Genomic DNA, 13,768 nt, shown 5'->3' with positions numbered 1-13,768 from the left:
GATCAAACCGCACGGAAAACCTTAGCGTTTTGATCGGCGAAATCCGGCCGCGCGCGCTTCGGCCTCAGTGCAGAAATAGGCCTCCCCCTTATTGGGGGAAATCCGCGTGTCAAGATAGTGGCGCTGCCCCGGAACGTGATAGATCCGCGCGCCCTTGGCACTGATATTACCTTTGATTTTGCACCCCGATGACGCCTTGTTTGCCACAAGTTTGGTGCTTTTTCGGTACTCGGACGGTGCCGTTACCTCCCCCGACCAAAGGCCGCGGCCCTGCGCCCGCGCCTGATCCTCCAATGCGATATAGCCGCTAGAATAGCGGCGATAGGCCATCGCGGCACCCGCCCGTACCAGTTGCGCACCGACATCGCGACCGGAAACGGAACAGCGCGCCACCGTGCGGCCATAACGGTCACGGTCCACCGCCTCACAACTCAACTCTCCTTTGGCGACAATTTTGGCCAATACCTCTGCCGCCCATGCCCCGCATTTCCAATTGCGCCCCGATGGATCACAGCGCTGGCGCAATTCCGGCGCATCGATGCCATGCAGGCGGATGCGCTCTCCGGCGATCACAAGGCCATCGCCATCCACCACCCGCACCTTTCCAGATAGAGCGATTGCGAATGTGGGGGCTGTCAGCCCCAAAAGAAGAACAAGGAGGGTACGAATGATTAACATACCCTCGATATGCCGCCCCGTCCGGGCAGCAATCAAGCGTTATGGCGATTACTGGTAAATCATTGTTAACGCTGTTTTTCACGCCAATCTTGTGAAGTTTTTGGCTGTAAATTCAGGCGTGTAAGGGGGGTGCGACCCAATATGTGATCGGCCGCCTTTTCCCCCACCATGATTGACGGTCCGTTAAGATTGCCGTTGGGAATACGCGGAAAAATTGAACTATCTGCAAGGCGCAGCCCTTCCACGCCGATCACACGGCACTCGGGATCGACCACGGCCATCGGGTCATTGCGCCGCCCCATTCGCGCCGTCCCGCAAGGGTGATAGGCACTTTCGGCGTGCTCACGGATGAAATCATCAATCTCGGTATCGCTTTCGACGGCGCCGCCGGGCTGGATCTCATGTTTCACAAAGGGCTGCATCGCCTCTTGGGCAAAAATCTCACGCGTCAGACGGATGCAGGCGCGGAAATCCTCCCAGTCTTGCGGTTCCGACATGTAGTTGAAGCGGATCACCGGCTTGTCCGCCGGATCGGCGGAACGCAGCCGCACCGTGCCGCGCGAGGGGCTGCGCATCGGGCCGGTATGGACCTGAAACCCGTGCCCCTCGGCACTGACCTTGCCGTCATAGCGCACGGCAATCGGCAGGAAATGATACTGGATGTCCGGGTATTCCACCCCTGCCCGCGACCGGATGAACCCGCAAGCCTCGAACTGGTTGGAGGCCCCCAGCCCCTTGCGCGTGAACAACCATTGCGCACCGATCAGCGCCTTACCCAAAAGGTTCCAATGTTTGTAAAGCGTGATTGGCTGCTTGCTGGCAAATTGCATATAGACCTCAAGATGGTCTTGCAGATTGGCCCCGACACCGGGGCGGTCGGCGACCACCTCTATGCCGTGTTCGGCCAGATGGGCGGCCGGACCTATGCCCGAAAGCATCAGCAATTTTGGCGAATTGAGGCTGGAGGCAGCGAGGATCACCTCACGCGCGGCATGGATCACCTCGGTCTTGCCCGCGCGATCGACCTCTACACCCGTGGCGCGGCCATCCTCAATCACCACTTTGCGCGCCAGCCCGCGGACCAGCTGCACATTGCCCGTCTTCAACGCAGGCCGAAGATAGGCATTCGCCGCCGACCAGCGCCGCCCCTTGTAGATCGTCGCCTCCATCGGGCCGAAACCCTCTTGGGCGGCACCGTTATAATCGGGCGTGACCGGATAGCCGACCTGTTCGCCCGCCGCGATAAAGGCATCAAACAAGGGGTTATCCCGCGGCCCGCGGGTGATATGCAACGGGCCGTCCGTGCCGCGGTAGTCCGACGCGCCACCGTGCCAATGCTCCATCCGCCGGAAATAGGGCAGCACATCGGCATAGGACCAGCCATCCGCGCCCGTCTCGGCCCAATGGTCGAAATCCCGTGCGTGACCACGCACATAGACCATGCCGTTGATGCTGCTGGACCCGCCAATGACCTTGCCGCGCGGCGTCACCAGGGAGCGCCCGCCCAGATGGGGTTCAGGCTCTGTGCCCATACCCCAGTCATAGGTGCCCATATTCATCGGATAGGAAAGCGCCGCAGGCATCTGGATAAACGGCCCCACGTCCGAGCCGCCAAATTCCACCACGATGACCGAGGCCCCCGCCTCACCCAGCCGGTAAGCCATCGCACATCCGGCCGAACCCGCGCCGACAATCACATAATCCGCTTGCATTTTATATCCTAACCAACGGCCTCAATAGGGCGCGTCAACCGGCCCCATGCCGACATAAACGCTTTTGATCTGGCTGTAATATTCCAGCGCTGCCTTGCCGTTTTCACGGCCTACACCCGACATCTTCACCCCGCCGAAAGGCATTTCCACAGGGGTCAGGTTATAGGTGTTGATCCAGCAGGTTCCGGCCTCCAGCGCGCTGATAACACGGTGCGCGCGCGTCAGATCAGCGGTGAAAACCCCTGCGGCAAGGCCGAATTCGGTCGCATTGGCGCGGGTGATAACCTCATCCTCATCCTCAAAATCAAAGACCGCCATAACCGGGCCAAAGACCTCTTCGCGCGCGATGGTCATATCATCTGTGACATCGGCAAAAACGGTCGGCTCCACGAATTGGCCATGGTTGCCGCCCCCTGTGACCAGCGTTGCCCCCTCGGCACGGGCACCGGCAATATAGCCCAGAACCTTTTCATGCTGTGCCGGTGAAATCAGCGGCCCCATCTGGGTTTCCATGTCCAGCGGGTCACCCAGAACGATCTTTTCCGCCCGCGCGGTCAGCCGCTCCAGAAAGGCCTTGCGGATGCCTTTTTGCACGAAAACCCGCGTGCCATTGCTGCACACCTGCCCGGCCGAGTAGAAATTCGCCATCATCGCCGCACCAACCGCACTCTCAAGGTCGGCATCGTCAAAGATGATCAGCGGGGATTTTCCGCCCAGCTCCATCGTGACATGGCGCACCCCTTCGGCAGCGGCGGCATAGACCTTGCGCCCTGTTGGCACCGAGCCGGTCAAGGAAACCTTGTCCACCCGGCTATCCGTTACCAGCGATGCCCCAACCGCACCGCGCCCTTGCACCACATTGAACAGCCCCGCAGGAAGGCCCGCCTCGGTGAAAATCTCGGCCAGTTTCAATGCACCCAAAGGCGTCAGCTCCGACGGTTTGAAGACCATCGCATTGCCCATCACCAAGGCAGGCGCCGATTTCCAGCAGGCAATCTGGCTGGGATAATTCCACGCGCCGATGCCTACACAAACCCCCAGCGCCTCACGCAAGGTATAGGCGAAATCGCCGCCCAAGGGGATGGTTTCCCCGGTCACAGTCGCGGCCATCCCGCCAAAATATTCAAGCGCCTCCGCCCCCGAGGGCCAATCCGCCACCAGCGTTTCCTGCAATGGCTTGCCGGTATCAAGCGTCTCCAGCCGCGCAAGGCTGCCACCCTGCGCGAGGATCAGATCCGCCGCACGGCGCAAAATGCGCCCGCGTTCGACCGGCTTGCGTGACGCCCATTCGGCCTGCGCACGTTTGGCGGCATCCATCGCGGCATCAATCACCGCTGGCGTGGCCTCGTGCAGCCGCGCGATTGCCTCGCCGGTTGCGGGGTTAACCACCTCCAACGGGGTGCCGGCAGTATCTTCCAACCAGTTGCCATCAATGTAATGGCTCGCCTTGGGCTGTGCGATCATGGCCTGTCCTTCCTTGGTTCAATATTCAATTCCGCAGCAAGATGCCCCTGCACCAGCCGCAACGCCGCGGCCCCATCCGAAGGGCCATCGCGCAACGCCTCACGCAGGTACACCCCATCGATCAAAGCGCCCAAGGCATCGGCCAAGGCATCCGCGCGCGCACCCACCAAAGGGCGCAGCGCATAGCGCAGGTTTGATCGCAACCGCCGCTGGTACACCGACAAAAGCCTACGCGCGCCCGGCACGGATTGTGCCAAAACGTAGAAATTCAACCACGCGCTGATCACCTCATGGCGAAAATTCGGCGCGCTGAACGATGCCTGCAATATCGCATCCAGCCGCGTGGCCGGACATGTCGCCACCGCCAAAGCGCCCCGCACCTCGGCGGCGTAAAGCGCCAGAATATGCCGCATCGCCGCCAGAAAGATTGCCTCCTTGCCGCCGAAATAATGATGCGCAAGGGCCGTCGACATGCCCGCACGTTTGGCGATCTGTGCCACGGTCACATCCAGTGACCCCGCCTGCCCGATCTCCATGATCGTGGCATTGACGAGGGCCGTCTTTCGGATAGGCTCCATTCCCAGTTTTGGCATTTTTTTCCACGAATAACTTGCTGTCTAATCTATCTTGAAGTTAATTGACTCGTCAATCAACAAAAATAACGCCAATGGAGAGCACCATGACCAATATCAAATCCAACCTTCTGGTCGGCACCGCCGCCTTGCTTTTAGCAAGCCCTGCCCTTGCCGATTGCAGCGAGGTCACCTTCTCCGATATCGGCTGGACGGATATCACCGCCACCACGGCGACAACGGCCTTCGTGCTTGAAGCGCTTGGCTATGACACAGAGATCAAAGTTCTTTCGGTTCCAGTCACTTATGCATCGCTGGCCGAAGGGGATATTGATGTGTTCCTTGGCAACTGGATGCCCACGATGGAGGCCGACATCGCCCCCTACCGCGAGGCGGGCACCGTTGACACGCTGCGCACCAATCTGACCGGCGCGAAATATACGCTGGCCACCAATGCCGCGGGTGTGGCCGCCGGCATCACCGATTTTGCCTCTATCGCCCAGGCCGCCGAGGCGCTGGACGGCAAGATCTACGGGATCGAGCCCGGCAATGACGGCAACCGCCTGATTCTTGAAATGATCGAAAGCAATGCATTTGACCTCGAGGATTTCGATATCGTCGAATCCTCGGAACAGGGCATGTTGGCACAGGTCCAGCGCGCCGAAGACCGCGAAGAGCCTATCGTCTTTCTCGGGTGGGAACCGCACCCGATGAATGCCAATATCTCCATGACCTATCTGCCTGGGGGCGATGACTTCTTTGGGCCCGACCTTGGCGGGGCCTATATCGCCACCAATACCCGTCACGGCTATGCAGCGGAATGTCCGAACCTTGGCAAATTCCTGCAAAACCTCGAATTCTCGCTGAAGCTGGAAAACGAGATCATGGGCGCGATCCTTGATGACGGCGAGGACCCCGAAGACGCGGCAAAGGCGTGGCTGGCGGCAAATCCCGAGGTGCTGAATGGATGGCTTGAGGGCGTGACGACCCAAGATGGCAATGAGGCGATGCCTGCCCTGACTGCCGCACTTGCCCAATAAACCAATCGGCCCCGGTACAAACCGGGGCCTTTTTGCAAAGGAGAAAAATGGCCCTCTTTACCCCCCTTGTCGACGCGCTGACCTCTGCACAGATCCCTGTCGGGGATGCGGCGCAAAATGCGGTTAACTGGCTGAAATCCCATGCCTCCGGGCTTTTTGACATCATCTCGGGCCTGCTGGACGGGCTGATCGAAGGGGTAACATGGTCCATCGAGAGCATCGGCCCCATCGGGATGACACTTGTGTTTGTCGCCCTCACCTATGTGCTGCAACGCAGTGTGAAACGCTCTGTGATCGTGGCGCTGGGGATGCTGTTCATTATCAATCAGGGTTATTGGGACCGGACAATCGAAACCCTGTCGCTGATCCTTGTGTCCTGCATCGTTTGCATGGGGATCGGGGTGCCGATGGGCATTCTGACGGCGCGGCGCAAATGGGTGTTCTCGATTTTGGAGCCGGTTCTCGACCTGATGCAAACCCTGCCGCCGTTCGTCTATCTTATTCCGGCCGTTATCTTTTTCGGGCTCGGCCCGGTACCGGGGCTGATTGCAACGGTGATCTTTGCACTGCCGGCCTCTATCCGGCTGACGCATCTGGGGATTTCCTCAACCCCCACGGCCTTGACCGAGGCCGCGACCGCCTTTGGCGCAACGCCCATGCAACGGCTGTTGAAGGTAGAGCTGCCCTCGGCCTTTCCGCAAATCATGGTCGGGTTGAACCAGACCATCATGCTGTCGCTGTCGATGGTGGTGATCGCCACGCTGGTCGGCGCGGGGGGGCTTGGCCAGCCGGTGCTGAACGGGTTGAACCGGATGAAACCTGACCTCGGTTTCGAATCCGGTTTTGTGATTGTTGCCCTTGCCACCGTGCTGCGGGTCATGCTGGAGGTGCGCAAGAAATGAGCACAAGAACCGCAGTCGAATTTGACAATGTCTCTATCGTCTTTGGCGATCATCCCGAAACGGCCCTGCCGCTGATGGACCAAGGCCAGAGCCGCAGCGAAATCCAATCCGCCACAGGACAGATCCTTGGCGTTCACAACTGCTCTCTTAGCGTCGAGGAGGGAGAGATTTTGGTGCTGATGGGCCTGTCTGGATCGGGCAAATCGACGCTTTTGCGCGGGGTGAACGGGCTCAACCCTGTGGCACGCGGCGAGGTGCGGGTGCGCGACGGTGAGGAAATGACCTCGGTCACCCATGCCGATGCGGCCACCCTGCGCCGGTTGCGCCTATCCAATATTGCCATGGTGTTTCAGGCCTTTGGCCTTTTGCCATGGCGCAGCGTGCGCGAGAATGTCGGCCTCGGACTGGAGCTTGCCGGCCAATCCCCCCGTCAGCGCCGCGCCGCCGTCGAGGCCCAGCTGGAGCTGGTAAACCTGTCGCAATGGGCCGATCGCAAGGTCGGAGAACTCTCGGGCGGCATGCAGCAACGCGTCGGTTTGGCCCGTGCCTTTGTCACCAATGCGCCGGTCCTCTTGATGGATGAGCCGTTTTCCGCGCTGGACCCTTTGATCCGCGCCCATCTGCAAGATGAATTGCTGGAACTCCAAAAGCGTCTGCACCGCACCATCATTTTCGTTAGCCATGATCTGGATGAGGCCTTTAAGATCGGCAATCGCATCGCCTTGATGGATGGGGGACGCATCGTTCAATGCGGGACAGCGCGCGAGATTATCGCAAATCCGGCCAATGACTATGTCGCCAGTTTCGTCGCCCATATGAACCCGCTTACGGTTCTGACCGCCCGCGATGTGATGGAAGATCGTCAAAGCACCGCCGACCAAGAGCTTCCTGCCGAAACCCCGGTACTCCGGATCATGGAGGCGATCCGCGACGGTGCGCATGAAATCGCCGTGACGGATGGGGGCCAGCGCATCGGCACCTTGACCGCCGCACATGTGATGGGACGGCTGGTCGACCCGAGGGGGTAGCCCAAAAGAAAAGGCTTAGCACATCAATGCGTGCCAAGTCTTTTCAATGGGTTAAACGATCCGCGGCCTAGGCTTCTGGTTCGTCGGCCTTGGGCGCAGCCTTCTTTGCCGCGGGTTTCTTGGCCGCAGGTTTCTTGGCCGTCGTTTTCGTCGCCGTTTTAGGGGCTGCTTTTGCCGCAGGCTTCTTGGCCGCCGCTTTCTTGGCAGGTGCTTTCTTCTTGGCTGGCGCCTTCTTTTTGGCCCCCGCCTTGGCCGCCCGTTCGGCCAGCAACTCTATGGCCTGCTCAACCGTCACATCCGCCGGTTCCATCTCTTTTGGAACGGTGGCATTGATCTTGCCCCATTTGACATAAGGACCATAGCGCCCCGGCATCACCGCCATAGGGCCGCCATCCGGGTGCTCGCCCAGATCCTTGATCGGCTCTGCCGCGACCCGCCCTTTGGAGTATTTATTTGCCAAAACCTCAACCGCGCGGTTCATCCCGATGGTAAAGACTTCCTCGACATCCGGCAGGTTGGCATAGACCTTGTTGTGTTTCACATAGGGGCCATAGCGCCCGATCGCCGCCTCGACCATCGCGCCATCCTCGGGGTGCGGGCCGATCTGGCGTGGCAAGGACAGCAAGGTCAGTGCCTTTTCCAAGGTGATGCTTTCGGGCGGCCAGCCTTTGGGCAAGCTTGCACGCGGCGGTTTTGGCACCTCTTCGGTGGCCTCTCCGCGCTGGACATAAGGCCCAAACCGGCCGGTCCGAAGGCTGATTTCCTCACCCTGATCATCAACGCCCAAGACCTGCCCATCGGGGGAAATCACCGCCCCCTCATCGCCGCCCGCCACCGAGATCGGGCGCGTATAGCGGCACTCGGGATAGCTGCCACAGCCAATAAATGCCCCGCCGGAACGCGCTGTTTTCAAATGCAAACGCCCCTCACCGCAGACCGGACAGACCCGCGGGTCGGACCCATCCGCGCGCGGCGGATAGAGATGCGGCGACAGGAAATCATCGATTTTGGTCAGGACTTCGCTGATCCGCAAATCGGCCGTCTCGGCAACCGCGGCCGAGAAATCACGCCAGAAACGGGCGAGGACTTCTTTGTAATCACGCTCCCCCGCCGAGACGTCATCAAGCTGCCCTTCCAGATCGGCCGTGAAATCATATTGCACGTATTTTTCGAAATAATTCGACAGGAAGGCCGTGACCAAACGGCCCTTATCCTCCGGGAACAAACGGTTTTTGTCTTTGCGCACATACTCGCGGTCAACGATCGTTGTCAGAATAGAGGCATAGGTCGATGGACGCCCGATCCCCAATTCTTCCATCCGCTTGACCAAGGTCGCCTCGGTATAGCGGGGCGGCGGCTGGGTGAAATGCTGCGCGCCAAGCACCGATTGATCCGCGTTGGTCACGGCAGAGGCAACCCGCGTGGCAGAGCCTTCAATCACATCATCTTGCGCGGCGGCGGCCTTGGCAAAGCTCTCGGCAAAGGCGCCCGCAACAAACGCGGCGGCCTCGCCTTGGGTGATTTGGGGCAGGCGACCTTCGTCGCTGTCGTCATCATCGCGCCCTTCCTCGTAAAGCTTGAGGAATCCGTCAAACATCACAACCTGCCCCGTTGCGCGCAGCACCACCTGCTTGTCGGAACTGCCCACATCCACCGTCGTCCGCTCCAGCCGCGCGGCGGCCATCTGGCTGGCGATTGTGCGTTTCCATATCAGATCATAGAGCTTCTTTTGCTCTCCCTCGAGGCGCAGGTCATCGGCGGCCTTTGCCATATCGGTCGGGCGAATACATTCATGCGCCTCTTGGGCGTTCTTGGCCTTGTTTTTATAGACACGCGGGCTGTCGGGCACATATTTGTCGCCGTAACGTGCCTTGATCGACGCGCGGGCCTCGGTGATCGCCTCGGGGGCCATGTCGATGCCGTCGGTCCGCATATAGGTAATGTGGCCCGCCTCATACAGACGCTGCGCGGCACCCATACATTGCTTGGCACCCATGCCGAACTTGCGGCTTGCCTCTTGTTGCAGGGTCGAGGTCATGAAGGGGGCAGAGGGGTTGCGCGTGGCGGGCTTGGCCTCTACCGATTGTACGGTCAAAGCGCGGCTGGTAACGGCCTGCACCGCCAGATCGGCGGCATCGACGGTGGCAATATCGAACTTATCCAGCTTTTTGCCACCCAGAACCGTCAAGCGGACATCATATTCCTGATTGCGCGGGGTCTTCAGCCGGGCGTTCACCCCCCAGAATTCACGCGGACGGAAGGCCTCGATCTCCATCTCACGCTCGACGATCAAGCGCAGGCAGACCGATTGCACACGGCCTGCCGATTTCGCCCCCGGAAGCTTGCGCCACAAAACAGGCGACAGGGTAAAGCCCACCAGATAGTCCAGCGCACGGCGCGCCAGATAGGCATCGACCAGCGGCACATCGATCTGGCGCGGATTTTTCATTGCCTCGGTCACAGCCGCCTTGGTGATCGCGTTAAAGGTGACGCGGCTGACCTTGGTGTCTTTCTTGATGCTCTTGGCCAGCGCCTCTTGCAGGTGCCAGGAAATCGCCTCCCCCTCACGGTCAGGGTCGGTCGCGAGGATCAGTTCATTATCGGTTTTCAGCGCATCGGAAATCGCCTTGACGTGCTTTTTGCTGTCAGAGGCAACCTCCCATTTCATCGCAAAATCATGTTCGGTATCGACCGAACCATCCTTGGGCGGCAAGTCCCGCACATGGCCGAAAGAGGCCAGAACCGTAAAGTCGGATCCAAGATATTTGTTGATTGTCTTGGCCTTAGCAGGCGACTCTACAACGACAACAGCCATGAAAACCTCTTTTCCGAAACGGCACCAATTGCGGCGCAATAGATGTGGGTGAATAGGCCCCATTGTCAATGGAGCCAACCCCCATTCGAAAAACCACTGTTGCGCCAGCATTTAGGATCGGGGCTGTTTGCCCCCTCAATCCACCCGCGACAACAGCCCGCCGGCCTGACGCGTGACCTTGCCATCCAGTTCCAGCGTCAGCAATTCGGGGGTGATGCGGGCGGGGGGCATGGCCAGATCGCGAATCAGCTGATCCTCGGCCAAGGGGCTGGGACCAAGACGGGCGAGGATCTGGCTGTGAAGCGCCGAGACCTCTGACAACGGGCGGTGGTTTGGCACCGGGCCGGGCAGCGGGTTTGGTTTCTGCACGGGCGTCGTGGTGGGCTTTGCCACACGCGGGGCCAAAGGCACGCCCGTGCCAATCGCCTCGATCACATCGGATGAGCCGCGCACCAAGGTAGCGCCTTCGCGGATCAACAGGTTGCACCCCGCCGCGCGCGCATCAAAGGGATGCCCCGGGACCGCCAGCACTTCGCGCCCTTGATCCAAGGCATTGCGCGCGGTGATAAGGCTGCCCGAGCGCACGGCCGCCTCAACCACCACCACCGCGCGCGACAGGCCCGACACCAGCCGGTTGCGCAGCGGGAAATGGCGGGCTTGCGGGGCCGTGCCCATAGGCTGCTCTGATATGCGACAGCCTTTTTCGGCAATATCAATGGCAAGCTGGGTGTTTTCCTCGGGATAGATCACATCCACGCCGCCCGCCTGCACCGCAATCGTGCCCAGCGTCAGCGCGGCCTTATGGGCCGCGGCATCAATGCCCCGCGCAAGGCCAGAGATGGTCACGAACCCACGCTCCCCCAGCGTTTCGGCAAGGCGGGTGGCCATGCGCACCCCAAGGCTGGAGGCATTGCGCGCACCCACCAGCGCCACGCCGGGCCGGTTGAGCAGACTGGCATCGCCCATCACCCACAGCACCGGCGGCGCATCATTCAGACCATAAAGCGCCTTTGGATAGGCCGCCTCGCCCCAGCAAATCAACTGTGCGCCCGCCTTGCGACCCAGCGACATCTCATGCTGGGCCACCTCTACGGGGCAGATTGTGTATTTTTCCACACCTGCGGCGGCAGCGATTTCGGGCAAGGCCTGCAACGCGGCAGCGGCAGTTCCATGCTCATCGATCAGCCCGTGAAACGTCACCGGCCCCACCCGACGCGACCGGATAAGGCGCAGCCAATCCAGCCGCTCTGACGCCGTCAAGTCAGGGGCGGTGGGATGCGCGTCATCTGCAAGGTCCGAATACATGAATATGCCTTTGGGTTTATCTGACCCGAGCATTTCGGAAATGGGTTAACAGAATATGAACGACGCCGGAATCACGGTCAACTGTATCAAATTATCCACACTCTCTCGCTTGTGATTGGCAGCCCTGCAAGATGCGCCTATATATCGGCTATGTTTGAAGCATTGCTCCGCCGCCTGACGGCCCCGACACCCGAACGCCTGCCCGACCCTGACGCCGATCTGGCGCTGGCGGCGCTACTTGTGCGACTTGCGCGCGCGGATGGCGATTATGCAAAATCCGAGGTTGCGCGGATCGACCGGGTGCTTGGCACCCAGCGCGGCATTTCACAGGCCGAAGCCGCAGATCTGCGCGCGCGCGCCGAAGTGCTGGAGGCAGAGGCCCCCGACACCGTACGCTTTACGCGCGCCATCAAAGAGGCCACCGCCCTTGAGGATCGCACCCATCTGCTGGAGGCGATGTGGTCCGTTGCCCTTGCCGACAGCGCACGCGACGCCGCCGAGGACCAATTGATGCGACTTGTCGCAAACCTGCTGGGCGTGACCGATCAGCAATCAGCGCTGGCACGTCAGCAGGCAGCACAAAACCAACGCCCCAGCCGGACGTGACGTAAAGTCCACCAATTATCGCAGTTGCAAAGGGCCCGGAATACGGCCTTAATTGTGCAAAGCGTAATTGATGTGAGACCTCGTGACAGCCCAAGCCCAATCCGCCGAGACATCGCCCGATGGCGTTCCTGTCATAGAGATCAGGACCTTCACAAAAGCTATGGCAGCCTTGAGGTGCTGAAAGGCATCGACATGGTGGCCCCCAAAGGGCATGTGATCTCGCTTATCGGGTCGTCCGGCTCTGGTAAATCAACGCTCTTGCGCTGTTGCAACCTGCTGGAACACAGCCAACAGGGCACGATCAAGTTTGAGGGCGAGGCCGTGGCCTGGCAGGGCGAGGGATTGAACCGCCATCCGTCCGATCGCACCCAAGTCACCCGCATCCGCACGAATCTGTCGATGGTGTTCCAACAGTTCAACCTGTGGTCCCATATGACGATTCTACAAAATGTGATGGAGGCACCTGTTACTGTACTGAAGCGCAACCCGCTAGAGGTAGAGGCAAAAGCCCGCCAATATCTGGAAAAGGTGGGGATTGGCGACAAGGCTGATGCCTGGCCTGCGATGCTTTCAGGCGGGCAGCAGCAGCGCGCCGCCATTGCGCGCGCGCTATGCATGGAACCCCGCGCGCTTTTGTTTGATGAGCCGACATCGGCACTGGACCCGGAGTTGGAGCAAGAAGTCGTCAAGGTGATCAAGGCACTGGCCGAAGAAGGCCGCACCATGCTGATCGTGACACATGACATGCGAATGGCCGCCGATGTTTCGGACCATGTCGTGTTCCTTCACCAAGGCCGCACCGAAGAAGAAGGCCCGCCAGAGGCCGTGTTCGGAAATCCGCAGACAGAACGTTTGCGTGGCTTCCTTTCTGCAGGCGCCTAAGGCACAAAGAATGATAACAACTTTACGATAGGGAAAAACCAATGAAAAAACTGATCCTGACAACAGCCCTGCTGGCATTGACCGCTGGGACTTCCTTTGCCGACACCATCCGTATGGGGACCGAAGGCGCCTACCCTCCCTATAACTTCATCAATGACAACGGTGAGGTTGACGGGTTTGAACGTGATCTCGGCGACGAGCTTTGCGCCCGCGCCGCGCTGACATGTGAATGGGTCACAACCGATTGGGACAGCATCATCCCGAACCTGCAATCCGGCAACTATGACCTGATCATCGCCGGGATGAGCATCACCGCAGAGCGCAAGGAAGTGCTTGCCTTTACCCAAAACTATATTCCGCCGACAGCCAGCGCCTATATCGGCTTGTCAGCTGATATTGATGTATCCACGGCTGTCGTCTCGGCACAGACCGGCACCATTCAGGCAGCACATGTGGCCCAAAGCGGTGCGACCCTGCTGGAATTTGCGACCCCCGACGAATCCGTGGCCGCCGTGCGCAATGGCGAATCCGATGCTGTCTTTGCCGATAAGGATTTTCTGGTGCCAATTCAGGCGGAATCCAACGGCCAGTTTTCCTTTATCGGCGGGGATGTTCCCTTGGGCGATGGCATCGGCATCGGGCTGCGCAAATCTGATACCGAACTGAAAGCCACGCTGGATGAGGCTATCGACTCTATGAAAGCCGATGGATCTTTGAATGACTTGATCAAGAAATGGTTCGGCGAAGACGCCATCACCTACTGA

General features: G+C 59.9%; 11 protein-coding genes and 1 pseudogene. 6 read left to right on the top strand and 6 right to left on the bottom strand.

Annotated features, from left to right (window positions below; all coding sequences use genetic code 11):
* Positions 1-21: 21 nt before the first annotated feature.
* The 4 genes from AKU94_RS12845 to betI form a co-directional block, all read right to left on the bottom strand.
* Positions 22-678 (bottom strand): thermonuclease family protein, encoded by a 657-nt coding sequence (locus AKU94_RS12845; RefSeq protein WP_050527767.1) that lies wholly within the window; start codon positions 676-678, stop codon positions 22-24.
* A 65-nt stretch (positions 679-743) separates the two neighbouring features.
* Positions 744-2,390 (bottom strand): choline dehydrogenase, encoded by a 1,647-nt coding sequence (gene betA / locus AKU94_RS12840; RefSeq protein ID WP_050527665.1) that lies wholly within the window; start codon positions 2,388-2,390, stop codon positions 744-746.
* A gap of 21 nt (positions 2,391-2,411) precedes the next feature.
* Positions 2,412-3,854: a betaine-aldehyde dehydrogenase gene (betB, locus tag AKU94_RS12835; protein ID WP_050527664.1), complete on the bottom strand. Its 1,443-nt coding sequence runs from the start codon at positions 3,852-3,854 to the stop codon at positions 2,412-2,414.
* A complete protein-coding gene (gene betI, locus AKU94_RS12830) occupies positions 3,851-4,447 on the bottom strand; it encodes a choline-binding transcriptional repressor BetI (protein ID WP_157056543.1) in 597 nt (198 codons plus the stop codon). Before betI ends, betB begins: the two co-directional genes overlap by 4 nt.
* Positions 4,448-4,533: 86 nt before the next feature.
* Between betI and choX the strand changes: the two genes are divergently transcribed.
* Genes choX through choV form a run of 3 tightly spaced genes read left to right on the top strand, consistent with a single transcriptional unit; the run spans position 4,534 to position 7,396 of the window.
* Entirely contained in the window at positions 4,534-5,466 is a 933-nt protein-coding gene (gene choX, locus AKU94_RS12825) for a choline ABC transporter substrate-binding protein (protein ID WP_050527662.1), read from the top strand.
* Positions 5,467-5,513: 47 nt separating this feature from the next.
* Positions 5,514-6,368 (top strand): choline ABC transporter permease subunit, encoded by an 855-nt coding sequence (choW, locus tag AKU94_RS12820; protein WP_050527661.1) that lies wholly within the window; start codon positions 5,514-5,516, stop codon positions 6,366-6,368.
* Positions 6,365-7,396: a choline ABC transporter ATP-binding protein gene (gene choV, locus AKU94_RS12815; RefSeq protein ID WP_050527660.1), complete on the top strand. Its 1,032-nt coding sequence runs from the start codon at positions 6,365-6,367 to the stop codon at positions 7,394-7,396. Before choW ends, choV begins: the two co-directional genes overlap by 4 nt.
* A gap of 67 nt (positions 7,397-7,463) precedes the next feature.
* On the opposite strand, the gene topA is transcribed toward choV, so the two are convergent.
* Together topA and dprA are read right to left on the bottom strand one after the other, a co-directional pair.
* Positions 7,464-10,211 carry a type I DNA topoisomerase gene (gene topA, locus AKU94_RS12810; RefSeq protein ID WP_050527659.1) on the bottom strand — a complete coding sequence of 916 codons (2,748 nt, stop codon included), beginning with the start codon at positions 10,209-10,211 and terminating at the stop codon, positions 7,464-7,466.
* 135 nt (positions 10,212-10,346) lie between these two features.
* On the bottom strand, positions 10,347-11,516 hold the full coding sequence (gene dprA, locus AKU94_RS12805) for a DNA-processing protein DprA (protein WP_050527658.1): 1,170 nt from the start codon (positions 11,514-11,516) through the stop codon (positions 10,347-10,349).
* A gap of 150 nt (positions 11,517-11,666) precedes the next feature.
* Between dprA and AKU94_RS12800 the strand changes: the two genes are divergently transcribed.
* The 3 genes and pseudogenes from AKU94_RS12800 (at position 11,667) to AKU94_RS12790 (ending at position 13,768) form a co-directional block, all read left to right on the top strand.
* Positions 11,667-12,122 (top strand): tellurite resistance TerB family protein, encoded by a 456-nt coding sequence (locus tag AKU94_RS12800; RefSeq protein WP_050527657.1) that lies wholly within the window; start codon positions 11,667-11,669, stop codon positions 12,120-12,122.
* Between the two features lie 82 nt (positions 12,123-12,204).
* Positions 12,205-13,004, top strand: a pseudogene (locus tag AKU94_RS12795) (ABC transporter ATP-binding protein).
* A 41-nt stretch (positions 13,005-13,045) separates the two neighbouring features.
* Entirely contained in the window at positions 13,046-13,768 is a 723-nt protein-coding gene (locus AKU94_RS12790) for a transporter substrate-binding domain-containing protein (RefSeq protein WP_050527656.1), read from the top strand.

The sequence above is a fragment of the Pseudorhodobacter aquimaris genome, from assembly GCF_001202025.1.
GTDB classification, from domain to species: domain Bacteria; phylum Pseudomonadota; class Alphaproteobacteria; order Rhodobacterales; family Rhodobacteraceae; genus Pseudorhodobacter; species Pseudorhodobacter aquimaris.
This window is presented reverse-complemented; position numbering and strand designations above follow the sequence as displayed.

What these genes read in the sequence shown, in the direction of transcription:
- AKU94_RS12845 (WP_050527767.1), bottom strand. Translation starts at nt 678, where the DNA reads ATGTTAATCATTCGTACCCTCCTTGTTCTTCTTTTGGGGCTGACAGCC.
- betI (WP_157056543.1), bottom strand. Translation starts at nt 4,447, where the DNA reads ATGCCAAAACTGGGAATGGAGCCTATCCGAAAGACGGCCCTCGTCAAT.
- dprA (WP_050527658.1), bottom strand. Translation starts at nt 11,516, where the DNA reads ATGTATTCGGACCTTGCAGATGACGCGCATCCCACCGCCCCTGACTTG.
- AKU94_RS12790 (WP_050527656.1), top strand. Translation starts at nt 13,046, where the DNA reads ATGAAAAAACTGATCCTGACAACAGCCCTGCTGGCATTGACCGCTGGG.
- betA (WP_050527665.1), bottom strand. Translation starts at nt 2,390, where the DNA reads ATGCAAGCGGATTATGTGATTGTCGGCGCGGGTTCGGCCGGATGTGCG.
- choX (WP_050527662.1), top strand. Translation starts at nt 4,534, where the DNA reads ATGACCAATATCAAATCCAACCTTCTGGTCGGCACCGCCGCCTTGCTT.
- AKU94_RS12800 (WP_050527657.1), top strand. Translation starts at nt 11,667, where the DNA reads ATGTTTGAAGCATTGCTCCGCCGCCTGACGGCCCCGACACCCGAACGC.
- topA (WP_050527659.1), bottom strand. Translation starts at nt 10,211, where the DNA reads ATGGCTGTTGTCGTTGTAGAGTCGCCTGCTAAGGCCAAGACAATCAAC.
- choV (WP_050527660.1), top strand. Translation starts at nt 6,365, where the DNA reads ATGAGCACAAGAACCGCAGTCGAATTTGACAATGTCTCTATCGTCTTT.
- betB (WP_050527664.1), bottom strand. Translation starts at nt 3,854, where the DNA reads ATGATCGCACAGCCCAAGGCGAGCCATTACATTGATGGCAACTGGTTG.
- choW (WP_050527661.1), top strand. Translation starts at nt 5,514, where the DNA reads ATGGCCCTCTTTACCCCCCTTGTCGACGCGCTGACCTCTGCACAGATC.